The organism is Methylomicrobium agile (assembly GCF_000733855.1).
GTDB classification, from domain to species: domain Bacteria; phylum Pseudomonadota; class Gammaproteobacteria; order Methylococcales; family Methylomonadaceae; genus Methylomicrobium; species Methylomicrobium agile.
This window is the reverse complement of sequence record NZ_JPOJ01000001.1, coordinates 189,706-202,402: the sequence shown is the minus strand read 5'-3', so window position 1 is coordinate 202,402 and position 12,697 is coordinate 189,706. Positions and strand designations below refer to the sequence as shown.

The following is a 12,697-nucleotide window of genomic DNA, read 5'->3' as shown; positions in this document are numbered from 1 at the left end:
CCCTACCTGTGAGCTTTTCATCGTTTCCACGCTTCGGCGTGGGAACGCATTTGTAGGTTGGGTTAGCGATAGCGTAACCCAACATTGCCGTCTGCGATTTCGTTGGGTTACGGCTAACGCCTAACCCAACCTACGCAGAGCAGTGTTATATTAATAAGCGCCCCGGTCGGGATCGAAAGTGAACGTAAACGACCGGAAACTTTTCGCGAACACGTCCTTATCCTGAGGTACCGGCAACGGAGACGCCTTGTTGACCGCATTCTCGGCCGAGCGGTCGAAAATCTCGTCGCCGCTGGAGGCGATGACTTCGGCTTCGATCACGGAGCCGTCGGACATCAATCTGACCCGGATTTTGCATTTCAGGCCCGGCTTCATCGACATCGGCCGGATCCAACTGCGGTTGACCTTCAGCCGAATGGCCTGGATCGCCTTGGTGATCGCCTCCTGCGAGGCGGCAGCTTTAGCTTTCGCTTCCTGAGCGGCTTTCTCGGCGGCGGCCCTTTCCGCTTCGGCCTTGGCTTGGGCTTCGGCTTTCGCTTTGGCCTCGGCTGCAGCACGTTCGGCTTCCACCTTTGCTTTGGCCTCGGCCTCCGCTTTGGCCTTGGCTTTCGCTTCGGCTTCCACTTTGGCCTTCGCGGCGGCGGCTTTTTCGGCTGCCGCTTTTTCAGCCGCTAATTTTTTCGCTTTCTCGGCTTCAGCTTTGGCTTTCGCTTCCGCTTCGGCTTTTGCCTTGGCTGCGGCTTCCGCTTTTGCCTTGGCCGCTTTCTCGGCGGCCAGTTTTTTTACTTTTTCGGCCGCCGCCTTCTCGGCCTCGGCTTTCGCTTTGGCGGCTTTTTCCGCCTCGGCTTTGGCCTTTGCCGCCGTCTCGGCTTTTTCCGCAGCCAGTTTTTTGGCTTTTTCCTCGGCGGCTTTTTCCGCAGCCAGTTTTTTGGCTTTTTCCTCGGCAGCTTTTTCCGTGGCCAGCTTTTTAGCTTTTTCCTCGGCGGCTTTTTCCGCGGCCAGCTTTTTAGCTTTTTCCTCGACCGCTTTTTCGGCGGCGAGCTTTCTGGCTTTCTCCGCTTCGGCCTTGGCTTTGGCGGCTTTTTCCTGTTCGGCTTTCTCGGCTGCGAGCCTTTGCGCTTTCAGGTCGGCCAGTCTTTCGGCTTCCATCTTGGCTTTCGCTTCGGCTTCCGTTTTGGCCTTCGCAGCGGCGGCCTTTTCGGCAGCCAGTTTTTGTGCTTTTTCGGCGGCGGCCTTTTCCGCCTCCGCCTTGGCGGTGGCTTCCGCTTTTTCCGCTGCGAGTTTTCTCGCTTTGGCCTCGGCCTCCGTTTTTTCGGCTGCAAGTTTCTGCGCTTTCGCTTCGGCCGCCTTTTCCGCCTCGGCTTTTTCGGCGGCCAGTCTTTTCGCTTTTTCGGCAGCGGTCTTTTCGGCCTCGGCTTTCGCTTTGGCGGCTTTTTCCGCTTCGGCCCTGGCCGCCGCCTCGGCTTTTTCCTCGGCCAGTTTCTGTGCTTTCAGCGCGGCCGCTTTTTCCTGCGCTTTTCTTTCCTCGACGGCTTTTTCAGCCGCTTCTCTGGCCTTCGCCGCCTGAGCCTCCGCTATTGCGGCGGCTTTTTTCTGCATTTCGGCGGCCTGATCGACCTCGGGCGCCGGAGCCGGCTGTTGCTCCGGCGCGGGTTCGGGTTTTGCCTTGGCAGACGCCGGCTCGGGCGGTTGTTCGACGATCGTCGCCTGGATGATTTCCGGTTGCGGCGGCTCCGAGTTATCCGACAGCTTGAACAGCGTACTGAGGATGAACAGCAGCATGATCGAGATATGCAGCATCAGGGCCAGTACGAACGGCCAGGAGTATTTTCTCGTGTTCATCCCGCTCAGTTTTCTTCGGGCCGGGTCAGCAGGCCGACATTCGGTACACCGCTATTCTTCATGCCGGCCATCATCGTGACGACCGTACCGTAATCGACGTCTCTGTCGGCTTCGATCAGCACTTGCGTTTCGGGTTTTTCGGCGAGGACCGCCGATACTCTACCGTCGACTTCTTCGGGTTCGATAGGTTCCTGCTCTTTGTCGCAGCACATAATGAAATATTTGTAATCCCCGGCCGGCTCTTTGTGGATCGTGAGCACTAACGGCGGATCGTTCTTCGGTTCGACCACCGCCGATTCGGCTTCAGGAAGATCGACCTTGACGCCGGTCTGCAGCAGCAGCGGCGTGGTAATCATGAAAATAATCAGTAAGACGAGGGTGACGTCGATATAAGGGACGACGTTGATTTCGCTCATCGGCTTTCTGCGCCGGCCGTTTTTTCTGTTCATTTCTGGTGCGCCTGTCTTTGCAGTAATACGACGAACTCTTCGACGAACAATTCGTAGCGCCCGATCAGGCGGTCCAGATTGGTCGAAAAGCGGTTATAGGCGATCACGGCGGGAATTGCCGCGAACAGGCCGATCGCGGTCGCGATCAGCGCTTCCGCGATGCCGGGCGCGACCTGCGCCAGCGTCGCCTGCTTGACGTTGCTCAATGAGCGGAATGAATTCATGATCCCCCAGACCGTGCCGAACAGGCCGACATAAGGGCTGGTCGACCCGACCGTGGCCAGAAAAGGCAGATGTTCGTCGAGCCGGTCGAGTTCGCGGGACAATTCGATGCGCATGGCGCGTTGCGCGCTTTCGACCTGAACGATCGGTTCGACGTTGCCTGCCTGCCGCATACGGGAGAATTCCTTGTATCCGGCCAGAAAGATTTTTTCGATCCCTTCGGGTTCGAAGCCTTTGGCGGTCAGTTTGCGGTAAAGTTCGGCGAGGGCGACACCCGACCAGAATTCGGCCTCGAATTCGTCTGTGATCGTGATCGCGCGTTTGAGTTCCTTCCGTTTGGAAAAGATGAACGTCCAGGAGGCGAGAGAGGCCGAAACCAGCAGCGCCATCACGAATTGGACGACAACGCTGGCTTCCTTGATGAGGTGGAGGATCGATAAGTCAGTGTTCATTCTTCAATGGTTTTAAACAAATGTTGAGGAATCGCTTTCGGAGTCATCGCATTCGCATCGAGGCAGGCGATGCGGAAGATGCCCTTACATAAAATATCGTCGCCGCGCGTGATCTTCTGCTCGAAGACCAGGCTGGCTTTTTTGGCTTCAGTAAGCCGGGCGCCGACGAGCAGCAGGTCGTTGAAGCGGGCCGGTTTCAGATAATCGACCTGCAACGAACGCACGACGAAAATGATGCCGTAATCGGCCCTCAGCGCGTCCTGCTCATGGCCGAACGCGCGCAACATTTCGGTTCGGGCGCGCTCGAAAAAATTCAGATAATTCGAATGAAACACGACGCCGCCGGCGTCGGTGTCTTCGTAATAGACGCGAATCGGCCAATTGAATTTTTTTATAGGTTTATCGCCTTGTATCATGATAAGGTTAAATTTTTTTGATTCAAGCGCAATTTATTCAACGAACGGTACGGCCGTTTCGAGGCAGCTGAACGGAACCGAGAGGCCCGGATTCCGGAACGGTAGAATTATTCGAACAAATCCAGCGAAGTCCCGAGCCGATTGGGTGGCTTCAAGCCGAAATGCAGATAGGCGTTCTGGGTGACGATCCGCCCTCTCGGCGTGCGCATGATGAAGCCCTGCTGCAGCAGGTACGGCTCCAGCACGTCTTCGATCGTGCCGCGTTCCTCGCTGATCGCGGCGGACAGCGTATCCAGCCCGACCGGTCCGCCGCCGAAGTTCTCTATCATCGTCAAAAGCAATTTCCGGTCCAGCGCGTCGAAGCCGTTATGATCCACTTTCAACATGTCCAGCGCCTGAACGGCAATTTGTTCGGAGACGACGCCCGAGCCTTTGACCTCGGCGAAATCGCGCACCCGGCGCAGCAGCCGGTTGGCGATCCGCGGCGTGCCGCGCGCGCGTTTGGCGATTTCCAGCGCGCCGTTCGGTTCGATGGCGATGTTCAGGAGAGCGGCCGAGCGGGTGATGATCTTGGCGAGTTCGTCGATCGTGTAGAATTCGAGCCGCTGCACGATCCCGAAGCGGTCGCGCAGCGGCGAGGTCAGAAGGCCCGCCCGGGTCGTCGCGCCGACCAGGGTGAACGGCGGCAGATCCAGTTTGATCGAGCGGGCGGCCGGGCCTTCGCCGATCATGATATCGAGCTGGTAGTCTTCCATCGCCGGATAGAGAATTTCTTCGACCGCCGGGCTGAGCCGGTGGATTTCGTCGATGAACAGCACGTCGTGCGCTTCGAGATTGGTCAGCAGGGCGGCCAGATCGCCGGCCTTTTCGAGCACCGGTCCCGAGGTCTGGCGGATATTGACCGACATTTCGGCCGCGATGATGTTCGCGAGCGTGGTTTTGCCGAGCCCGGGCGGGCCGAAAATTAATACGTGGTCGAGCGCTTCCTGGCGCGCGGTGGCGGCCTTGATGAAGATTTCCATCTGAGTGCGCAGTTCTTCCTGGCCGATGTAGTCGGCCAGCTTTTTCGGGCGGATCGCGCGGTCCTGCCGCTCTTCGTCGAGCCTGCTGTGCGGCGTGATCAGGCGGTCTTTTTCGATCATCGCGCCGCACCCTGCAAGGCCAGCCGGATGATGTCTTCGCAGCGTTTGTCGTCAGTCGCGACGTTCTGCACCATTTTGGCCGCATCCTGCGGCTTGTAGCCCAATGCGCACAGGGCGCTGATCGCTTCCTGTTTGGGCGAGTTACCGGACGGACCGACCTGGATGCCGATATCGAGCGGGGCGCCCCCGCCAAATTCGGGCAGCCGGTCGCGCATTTCGATGATCAGGCGTTCGGCGGTTTTTTTGCCGACGCCGGGCAGGCGGACTAAAGCCTGCGTATCATTTTCGTGAACTGCGCGCTGGAACTGATCCGCGGTCAGCCCGGACAACAGCGTCAACGCCAGCTTCGGGCCGACGCCGCTGATCTTGATCAAGCTTCGGAACAAGGTCCGATCGGCTTCGCTGGAAAAGCCGAATAAGCTATGCGCGTCTTCGCGCACGACCAGATGCGTATGCAGTTTGACTTCGCTGCCGACCGCCGGCAGATTGTAAAACGTGGTCATCGGTGCTTCGATTTCGTAGCCGACGCCGTGTACGTCGAGCAGCAGCAGGGGAGGGGCCTTGTGAGCCAGAATGCCGCGCAAGAAGCCGATCATCGCGTCGTGCTCCGGCGAATCCGCAACGCGGTCTGACGGTGGTGCGAATGGCACAGGCACAGTCCCAGTGCGTCGCTGGCGTCGATTTGCAGTTCGCCCTGGATGCCGAGCAGAATTTTGACCATATGCTGCACCTGCGTTTTCTCCGCGTTGCCCTTGCCGACCAGCGCCTGCTTGACCTGGCGGGCCGCATATTCGAAGACCGGCAGATCGGCGGTCTGCACCGCGCAAATCGCCGCCCCGCGCGCCTGGCCGAGCTTCAGCGCCGAATCGGCGTTTTTGTGCATGAATACCTGTTCAATGGCCATTTGTTCGGGCCGGTAAACTTCAATGATTTCGAGTACCGAATCGAAAATCTGTTTCAACCGGTCCGGAAAATAATCGGCCTGAACCCGGATGCAGCCGCTGGCTATGTAGCGGCAGTCGTTCAGTCCCTGTTCGATGATGCCGTAGCCGGTGATGCGCGAGCCGGGGTCGATGCCGAGAATCCGGACGGTCTGGCTCTCTGTGTCATTGGAATTCAAGAGGGGTCAGCCTGCGAACTGGGCCATGATTTCTTCGCTGATGTCCGCGTTCGAATAGACGTTCTGCACGTCGTCGAGATCTTCCAGGCGGTCGATCAGGCGCAGCATTTTTTCCGCGTCTTCGGGACCCAGTTCGGTCTGGGTCGAGGCCTGCATGGTGACTTCCGCGTTGTCGGGGGTGAAGCCGGCCGCGATCAGCGTCTCCTTGACGGCCAGATAGTCTTCGGGCGAGGTCATCACGTCGATCGAGCCGTCGTCGTTGGTGACCACGTCATTTGCGCCGGCTTCCAGCGCGGCTTCCATTAGCGCGTCTTCATCGGCGTCTTCCGCATAACTCAGCATGCCGGTCTTGGTGAACAGATAGGCGACCGAGCCGTCGGTGCCGAGGTTGCCGCCCGCCTTCGTGAATGCATGGCGGACATCGCTGACGGTGCGGTTGCGGTTGTCGGTCAGGCACTCGACCATCACCGCGGTGCCGCCGGGGCCGTAGCCTTCGTAGCGCACTTCCTCGTAATTCACGCCTTCCTGTGCGCCTGATGCCTTTTTGATCGCATTATCGATCGTGTCGCGGCGCATGTTCGAGCCGAGCGCCTTGTCGATTGCGGTGCGCAAGGTCGGATTGCTGCCGGCGTCGGGACCGCCGGATTTGACCGCGACGGTGATTTCGCGCAGCAGCTTGGTGAAGATCTTACCGCGTTTGGCGTCCTGTCCGGCCTTGCGGTGCCGGATGTTAGCCCATTTACTGTGTCCTGCCATTGTTTTCTCTAATCATTAATCTTTAAAACTAACAAAAACTGTAGGGTACATACCGCATACCATTTTGGGTGTTTTCCGTCGCGGGGAGAGTGATTTAAGGTACGCGGTGGGTATCTTGATAAAATCTCATTGTGCATTAGGCGTGCGAATTACGTTGTCCCAAACCTTCCGCAATGAAAGTAAGTACCAGCGTATTCAGGCTAACGCCTTCCTGCTTTGCGCGGGCGGATAATTTCGCATGCAGTGACTTCGGCAATCGCTGCACGAATTTTCCGGACTCGCCGCCGCTGTTCGGCAGCGGAACAGGCCGGCCGCCTTCGGCGTGTGCCAACATCCAACACCGGAATGCATCTCTTCCTTCCAGAATCGCCTCTTCCGGGGTTTCTCCATCCGCCATGCAGCCCGGCAAATCCGGAAACGTGATCAAAAATCCGCCGCCATCTTCCGGAGATAAAGGGCGGACTTCAAAAGGATAATCGTCGAAATCGGGAATATTCATTGTTCATCTCCTGCATCGATTAATTCGATCAAACGCCGCACATAAATCGGTTTAATGGGCTTATGCGCAGGAACGCTAACTGCAAAGTCAATCCCTTGTTTTTGAAAAATCACGTGGCTGCCGCCCGGTTTGCGTATTATCAGTTGATGCTGTTTCGCCACGGACTCCAGATCTTCAATCCGCCAGTCGCGGGGATTGGCTCGCATCTTGTCGAGGGTTTTGCCGGCTTTGCTCATTTATAGACATTTTTAACTACAGAATATGTCTCAACACCGCCGCCAAACTCGGTCCGTTCACGAAATGGTCGGCCAGTTCGCGGACGACGGGCCGCGCGGCAACACCGCCGAAACCGATCACGCTGACGCCGTCCTGCTTGGCCTCCATGTCGGTCTTGCCGTCGCCGATCAGCACCAGCGGCGTTTCCGGACGTTTGAGGTCCCGGCAGATTTGCGCCTTGCCGCCGGTCCGGGCCAAAGGCGAGGTTTGGTCGAAATCGCGGTAGCCGCCGTCGGCGTTGAAATAGATGTCGACCGCATGTACATGGTTTTCCGGCACGCCGAGAAACCCTGCCAGCGGCAGGATCGCCTGGCGCAGGCCGCCGCTGACGATATGGACTTCCTTGCCGTGCGCGGCGAGCGCCGAAAAAACGTCCGCCACGCCTTCGACTATTTCGGCGATGTACAGCCCGGCCAGCCAGTCGATGCTGTCCGCATCCGGCCGGATCAGCGACAGCCGCTTTTCGTAGACCGCTTCGAGCGGCACTTCGCCGTTCATCGCCGCGTCGGTCAGCCGGGCCATCGCTTCGCCGATGCCGGCGCGTCCGGCCAGCTCGTCGATGCCTTCGATCCGGCTTAACGTACTGTCGCAGTCGAAACAGACGATGCCGAAACTCATAAGTTGATCTGGGTGACCTGCTGCACCGGCGGCACGTCGTGCAGTTGTTTCAGCAGGGACTCGGGAACCGGTTCGCTGACGCTGATCACCGCCATCGCCTGCTGCTGGCTGTCGGCGGTGCCGACCTGCATTCGGGTGATGTTGATGTTCGCATTGCCGAGCACCGCGCTGATCGCGGAAATCACGCCCGGCCGGTCGTCATGCCGGGTGATCAGCAGCGTGCCTTCCGGTACCACTTCGATGTCGAAATGATTGATGCCGATCAGCCGGGGATGATGGCCGCCGAGCAACACGCCCGCCGCGCTGATGTCCTGGTTCGTGCTGTGCCCGGTGACCCGGATCAGCGACACGTAGTCTTCGGTTTCGGTAGTTTTCGATTCGATCAGCGAAATGCCCTGGCGTTTGGCGATGTTTTCGGCGTTGACCCGGTTGACCGGCGTCGAGAACTGATCGGCCAGCACGCCGACCAGGGCCGCGACCGAGATCGGGCGCGTTTCGACTTCGGCCGCGCGGCCGAAAAGGGCAACTTCGAGTTTTTCGATCGGTTGAGTGGCAAGCCCGACCACGACCTTGCCCAGTTTGGTAGCAAGGTTCATGTAGTCCTGGGATTTTTGCAGTTCTTCGGCGGACAGCCGCGGCAGGTTGATCGCATTGATCGCTTCGCCGGTCTGCAGGAAGGTGACCGCCTGACGCGCGATTTCGACGCTGACCGCGACCTGCGCTTCGGAGGTGGAAGCGCCCAGATGCGGCGTGAAGACGATATTGTCGAGTTCGAGCAGGGGAGATCCGGCCGGCGGTTCGTTTTCGAACACGTCGAGCGCGGCGCCGGCGATTCGGCCGTTCTTCAGCGCCTCGTACAGCGCACCTTCGTCGATCAGGCCGCCGCGCGCGCAGTTGATGATCCGGGCGCTCCTTTTCATCATACCGAGCTGCTGGGCGCCGATGATGCTCTTGGTCTTTTCGATCAGCGGACAGTGCAGGGTCAGGTAATCGGCGCGGCTGACCAGCTCGTCCAGGCCGACCGGTTCAACGCCGAGATCGGCGAAGATTTCGGGCGCGACGAACGGATCGTACGCGATCACTTTCATGCGGAGCCCGTGGCCGCGCTGGGCGACGATCCGGCCGATCGTGCCGAAGCCGAGGATCGCCAGCGTTTTGTGCGCGACTTCCGCGCCCATCAGCTTGGAGCGTTCCCATTTGCCGGCCCGTACCGAGCTGTCGGCGGTGGGCAGCTTGCGGCTCAGCGACATCATGTGCGCGATCGCCAGTTCGGCGGTCGTGGTCGCGTTCGCATCGGGCGTATTCATCACGATCACGCCCATTTCGGTCGCGGCCGGAATGTCGACGTTGTCGACGCCGATGCCGGCGCGGCCGATCAGTTTCAGACGCTTGGCGGCCTGCAGAACTTTTGGGGTGACCTTGGTATCGCTGCGGATCAACAGCGCGTCGAAATCTCCGATAATGTTGCACAAGCCGTCTTCGTCGAGACCGGTTTCGATGTGAACCTGGATGCCGGATTGTTCGGTCAGGTAATTGATGCCGGCTTCGGATAATTTGTCGGAGATGAGGATTCTTTTCATGTCGATGATGGCCGCAGGGATACGTACTTAAAAGGCGCCATTCTAGCAGATTTGCCCGGCTCCCGGTATGGGCTTTGAAACAGGGGCTCATCACCTATCACTTTACCCCGTTCCATAAAAGGCGGGCAAAGGGATGCCGTTTTGCAGGCAGCGCTTCAGTCGGCGCAGACCGCGGATGAACCAGGAGACCAGGCTGCGGCGGAGTTTCCTGAAGCTCCAATGGTCGGGGTCACTTTGTTCCCCGGTTTTTTTTCGAGCGGCGTCGGACGCGCCAGGGCGTCGTCCTGGCCGACGCGGACGCACCAGTACATCGCCAGCGCCATGATCAGGACCAGTCGCTCCAGGCGGTCCGCGTGCCAAAGCTGTGAGCTCCCCAGGTCGAAGCCCCGGCCCTTGAAGTCGGAGAACATCGGCTCGATGGCCCAGCGCGCGGCATAGTCCAGCACCGACGCCCGCGACGGAGGGCAGTCCATCGCGATGATCCAAGGGTCTGGATGCCCGGCTTCGTGGAGGATGCCCAGGTTCGTCATGAGCCCCTGTGTGAACAGCCTCACCCCCGACAGATAACGTTCCGCCACGCCTTGTGCCAACTGACCGGTGATGGTCTCGTCGCCATGTCCGGTGTCCGCCAGCACGTTGCCTTTCAGCCGCAGCCGGTAACCCCAACCGTGGGTCTGGACCCAGCCGAACAGAGCGGCTGAGGGGTAGAACCGGTCCGCCGAGAGCAGCACCTGCGCCCCCGCAGGCAGCCAGGCCCGCACCTGCTCCAGCAGCCTTTGCTGACTCTCGAAGCCGATGTTGGCCGGCCCCGCCTCCGCCCGCCAAACTAAGGGCAGCGCCCGGTCGCCGACCCTCAGGGCCACCACCAGCAACGCCATCCGGTCGCCCAAGTCAGTCTGGTCCATAGCCAGCAGCACGGTCTGGCCGTTCCGCGCGGCCTTAGCCAGCGCCTCCCGTGTGAACGGCTCCATCACCCTCGGGGCGAGCAGCAAGGGATTCTTCAGCAAGCGCCTCAGCCATTGTTCGCGCATGTCCTGCCGCTCGGTCTCCAAAGGCAGCAGATTGGCCAGTTCCACGGTGTTCGGCGTCTGGCCTTCGATCATCGCACCCACGGCCAGCGCCAATTTCCCTACCACCGTCTTGCGCAGCCTCGGAAGTGCCCCCGCAAGCCCGTGCTCCACTTCATTCGCCAGTTTTCTTACAGTTCCCAAGCTTACCTTGAATCAAAAGTTGCAGAGGGGGATAGTTTATCTGAAACTGATAGGTGATGAGGAAACAGGGGCGAAAATTGCGTCGCCGGTATGCAGCGGGCGCACGCCTTCCGTATTGCTTGGGCGACTATTCGCCCGGCTTCGGGCGGGATTTGGTATAATCGGAAATTTCGAAAGGCAGGCGGGAAAGGGGTTTGCGATTGTTCAGGGCGAGAGGGTTGTTCGGTTTGCCGGTGCTGGTTCTCGCCGCATGGCTTATCGGGTTGGCGCTGTCCAGGATGGGCGGCACGGCGCCGGACGTGGTGTTCACCACGATTACCGGCAAGCAGGCCGCTTCGCATGCGTGGCGCGGCAAGCCGGCGATCGTGACCTTCTGGGCGACCGATTGTCCTTCCTGCATGCTCGAGATTCCGCATTTGATCGATCTGTACCGGCGGTTCCATCCTCAGGGGCTGGAAATCATGGCGGTGGCGATGGCTTACGATCCGCCCAGCCATGTCGTCGCAATGACACGGGATAGGCAACTGCCCTATGATGTGGCGCTGGATCTTAACTCGGCGCATGCGTTGGCGTTCGGCAATGTGCAATTCACCCCGACGACTTTTCTGATCAGTCCCGAGGGCAAGATCGCCGAAAAATCGGTCGGCGTTTTCGACTATTCCGCGTGGCAAAGCCGAATTGCCGCCATGTTGAACAAAGGATGAGCCATGCTTTGGTTGAAAGCCTTTCATTTGATATTCATGGTCACCTGGTTCGCCGGGCTGTTTTATCTGCCGCGCCTGTTCGTTTACCATGCGCTGAGTTCGGACAGCGTCAGCCGCGAGCGCTTCAAGATCATGGAACGCAAGCTGTATTACGGCATCATGACGCCGGGTATGCTGTTGACCCTGCTATTCGGCGTCTGGATGCTGGCCGATTACGCCTGGGCGCTTTACCGGAGCAGCGGCTGGCTGCATGCGAAACTGGCCTTGCTGACGCTGTTGGTCGGCTATCACGGTTTATGCGGCAAATGGCTCGCCGACTTCAAACACGGTCGTAACTCTCATAGCCACGTCTATTTCCGCTGGATGAACGAAGTGCCGGTGTTGTTCCTGTTCGGCATCGTGATTCTGGCCGTGGTCAAACCTTTTTAACCGCTATTTTTTTATCCATGAAACACATTATTACCCTGTCCGGCGACATCGGCAGCGGCAAGTCTTCGGTCGCGGCAGAACTGCAAAAACTGACCGAATTCGATATCATCGGCACCGGCAAAATTCAGCGCGCGATTGCGGAACGGCGCGGCCTGACCACGCTCGAACTGAACAAGATTTCGGAAACCGACCGCAGCGTCGACGACGAGATCGACAACTACGTGATCGAAACCGGCAAGACCCAGGACCGTTTGATCATCGACTCGCGGCTGGCCTGGCATTTCATTCCGGCGGCGTTCAAGGTGTATTTGTCAGTCGATCCCTTGATAGGCGCGGAACGGGTGTTCGGCGCGGGGCGCAGCGACGAGCACAATCCGTCGCTGGAGGCGACGTTGCAGAACAACCTGAAGCGCCAAAGCTACGAAGACCAGCGCTTCTACAAGCTGTACAACGTGCATTTCAGGCTTTACCGGAATTACGACCTGGTCGTCGATACGTCTTATACCGCGCCGGAAACGATTGCTCGAAAGATCTATGCATGCTTCGAGCAGCGGAATCAAGGGGGAAATTTTCCGGCGCTCTGGCTCGATCCGCGCAGACTGTCGCCGACGCATGCCCCGGCACCGGAGGCGGCTGGGCAGGCGAATCCGGATTTCGACTTCAGCCGGCCGATTTCGGTATTCGTCCACGATGGCCTGATCTATATCGCTAAAGGCCATAAAAAAGCGCTGGCCGCGCGCCGGGCCGGTATCGATCTTTTGCCTGCGCGCATTCTGACCGAAGAGATGGCGGATCCGAAACGCCGATTCAGTGAACTTGCCGTCGCGGTGCCGCCGTCGGTCCGGCAAGCCTGGGAAGCGGAGATGGGGATCGGCGTTTAACGCCATGCGGCTTTAACCGCAGCCGGAGCCGGCAAACGGACGTTGATGCCGTTTGCCCGCTCCGGCAACCGGAAAGGCGTTTTCATTGAACGCCTTTTCT

At 59.2% G+C, this 12,697-nt stretch carries 16 protein-coding genes; 3 read left to right on the top strand and 13 right to left on the bottom strand.

The window, feature by feature from the left end:
• Positions 1–150 precede the first annotated feature (150 nt).
• From tolA to CC94_RS0100830, 13 genes are all read right to left on the bottom strand, one after another.
• Entirely contained in the window at positions 151–1,842 is a 1,692-nt protein-coding gene (gene tolA / locus CC94_RS0100890; RefSeq protein WP_031429510.1) for a cell envelope integrity protein TolA, read from the bottom strand.
• A 5-nt stretch (positions 1,843–1,847) separates the two neighbouring features.
• Complete coding sequence (locus CC94_RS0100885; RefSeq protein WP_031429508.1) at positions 1,848–2,291, bottom strand: ExbD/TolR family protein; 444 nt, start codon at positions 2,289–2,291, stop codon at positions 1,848–1,850.
• Positions 2,288–2,965: a protein TolQ gene (gene tolQ / locus CC94_RS0100880; RefSeq protein WP_005373139.1), complete on the bottom strand. Its 678-nt coding sequence runs from the start codon at positions 2,963–2,965 to the stop codon at positions 2,288–2,290. Before tolQ ends, CC94_RS0100885 begins: the two co-directional genes overlap by 4 nt.
• Positions 2,962–3,381: a tol-pal system-associated acyl-CoA thioesterase gene (gene ybgC / locus CC94_RS0100875; RefSeq protein WP_005373137.1), complete on the bottom strand. Its 420-nt coding sequence runs from the start codon at positions 3,379–3,381 to the stop codon at positions 2,962–2,964. The genes tolQ and ybgC overlap by 4 nt, the downstream gene beginning before the upstream one ends.
• 107 nt (positions 3,382–3,488) lie before the next feature.
• The gene (gene ruvB / locus CC94_RS0100870) at positions 3,489–4,523 is read right to left on the bottom strand and encodes a Holliday junction branch migration DNA helicase RuvB (protein ID WP_031429507.1); all 1,035 of its coding nucleotides are present in this window, start codon (positions 4,521–4,523) and stop codon (positions 3,489–3,491) included.
• A complete protein-coding gene (gene ruvA / locus CC94_RS0100865) occupies positions 4,520–5,119 on the bottom strand; it encodes a Holliday junction branch migration protein RuvA (RefSeq protein ID WP_031429506.1) in 600 nt (199 codons plus the stop codon). Before ruvA ends, ruvB begins: the two co-directional genes overlap by 4 nt.
• Positions 5,116–5,643, bottom strand: a complete 528-nt coding sequence (gene ruvC, locus CC94_RS0100860; protein WP_005373132.1) for a crossover junction endodeoxyribonuclease RuvC — start codon at positions 5,641–5,643, stop codon at positions 5,116–5,118. The genes ruvA and ruvC overlap by 4 nt, the downstream gene beginning before the upstream one ends.
• 6 nt (positions 5,644–5,649) lie before the next feature.
• Complete coding sequence (locus CC94_RS0100855; RefSeq protein WP_005373130.1) at positions 5,650–6,399, bottom strand: YebC/PmpR family DNA-binding transcriptional regulator; 750 nt, start codon at positions 6,397–6,399, stop codon at positions 5,650–5,652.
• A 136-nt stretch (positions 6,400–6,535) separates the two neighbouring features.
• Positions 6,536–6,898: a type II toxin-antitoxin system HicB family antitoxin gene (locus CC94_RS0100850; RefSeq protein WP_005373129.1), complete on the bottom strand. Its 363-nt coding sequence runs from the start codon at positions 6,896–6,898 to the stop codon at positions 6,536–6,538.
• Positions 6,895–7,134 carry a type II toxin-antitoxin system HicA family toxin gene (locus CC94_RS0100845; RefSeq protein ID WP_005373128.1) on the bottom strand — a complete coding sequence of 80 codons (240 nt, stop codon included), beginning with the start codon at positions 7,132–7,134 and terminating at the stop codon, positions 6,895–6,897. Before CC94_RS0100845 ends, CC94_RS0100850 begins: the two co-directional genes overlap by 4 nt.
• A gap of 16 nt (positions 7,135–7,150) precedes the next feature.
• On the bottom strand, positions 7,151–7,792 hold the full coding sequence (locus tag CC94_RS0100840; protein WP_031429505.1) for an HAD-IB family phosphatase: 642 nt from the start codon (positions 7,790–7,792) through the stop codon (positions 7,151–7,153).
• Complete coding sequence (serA, locus tag CC94_RS0100835) at positions 7,789–9,372, bottom strand: phosphoglycerate dehydrogenase (RefSeq protein ID WP_031429503.1); 1,584 nt, start codon at positions 9,370–9,372, stop codon at positions 7,789–7,791. Before serA ends, CC94_RS0100840 begins: the two co-directional genes overlap by 4 nt.
• Before the next feature lie 155 nt (positions 9,373–9,527).
• The gene (locus tag CC94_RS0100830) at positions 9,528–10,583 is read right to left on the bottom strand and encodes a transposase (protein WP_005368514.1); all 1,056 of its coding nucleotides are present in this window, start codon (positions 10,581–10,583) and stop codon (positions 9,528–9,530) included.
• Between the two features lie 194 nt (positions 10,584–10,777).
• Between CC94_RS0100830 and CC94_RS0100825 the strand changes: the two genes are divergently transcribed.
• From CC94_RS0100825 to CC94_RS0100815, 3 genes are read left to right on the top strand one after another with little or no spacing between them, the layout of a single operon-like run.
• Positions 10,778–11,287, top strand: a complete 510-nt coding sequence (locus CC94_RS0100825; protein WP_245549375.1) for a TlpA family protein disulfide reductase — start codon at positions 10,778–10,780, stop codon at positions 11,285–11,287.
• Between the two features lie 3 nt (positions 11,288–11,290).
• On the top strand, positions 11,291–11,716 hold the full coding sequence (gene hemJ / locus CC94_RS0100820; RefSeq protein ID WP_005373123.1) for a protoporphyrinogen oxidase HemJ: 426 nt from the start codon (positions 11,291–11,293) through the stop codon (positions 11,714–11,716).
• A gap of 17 nt (positions 11,717–11,733) precedes the next feature.
• A complete protein-coding gene (locus CC94_RS0100815; protein WP_005373122.1) occupies positions 11,734–12,597 on the top strand; it encodes an AAA family ATPase in 864 nt (287 codons plus the stop codon).
• Positions 12,598–12,697: the final 100 nt, after the last annotated feature.

Excerpts from the sequence above, each read along its gene's own strand:
- CC94_RS0100850 (WP_005373129.1), bottom strand. The coding sequence starts at position 6,898 with ATGAATATTCCCGATTTCGACGATTATCCTTTTGAAGTCCGCCCTTTA.
- ruvA (WP_031429506.1), bottom strand. The coding sequence starts at position 5,119 with ATGATCGGCTTCTTGCGCGGCATTCTGGCTCACAAGGCCCCTCCCCTG.
- CC94_RS0100840 (WP_031429505.1), bottom strand. The coding sequence starts at position 7,792 with ATGAGTTTCGGCATCGTCTGTTTCGACTGCGACAGTACGTTAAGCCGG.
- hemJ (WP_005373123.1), top strand. The coding sequence starts at position 11,291 with ATGCTTTGGTTGAAAGCCTTTCATTTGATATTCATGGTCACCTGGTTC.
- CC94_RS0100845 (WP_005373128.1), bottom strand. The coding sequence starts at position 7,134 with ATGAGCAAAGCCGGCAAAACCCTCGACAAGATGCGAGCCAATCCCCGC.
- CC94_RS0100815 (WP_005373122.1), top strand. The coding sequence starts at position 11,734 with ATGAAACACATTATTACCCTGTCCGGCGACATCGGCAGCGGCAAGTCT.
- tolQ (WP_005373139.1), bottom strand. The coding sequence starts at position 2,965 with ATGAACACTGACTTATCGATCCTCCACCTCATCAAGGAAGCCAGCGTT.
- CC94_RS0100885 (WP_031429508.1), bottom strand. The coding sequence starts at position 2,291 with ATGAACAGAAAAAACGGCCGGCGCAGAAAGCCGATGAGCGAAATCAAC.
- serA (WP_031429503.1), bottom strand. The coding sequence starts at position 9,372 with ATGAAAAGAATCCTCATCTCCGACAAATTATCCGAAGCCGGCATCAAT.
- ybgC (WP_005373137.1), bottom strand. The coding sequence starts at position 3,381 with ATGATACAAGGCGATAAACCTATAAAAAAATTCAATTGGCCGATTCGC.
- CC94_RS0100855 (WP_005373130.1), bottom strand. The coding sequence starts at position 6,399 with ATGGCAGGACACAGTAAATGGGCTAACATCCGGCACCGCAAGGCCGGA.
- ruvB (WP_031429507.1), bottom strand. The coding sequence starts at position 4,523 with ATGATCGAAAAAGACCGCCTGATCACGCCGCACAGCAGGCTCGACGAA.
- tolA (WP_031429510.1), bottom strand. The coding sequence starts at position 1,842 with ATGAACACGAGAAAATACTCCTGGCCGTTCGTACTGGCCCTGATGCTG.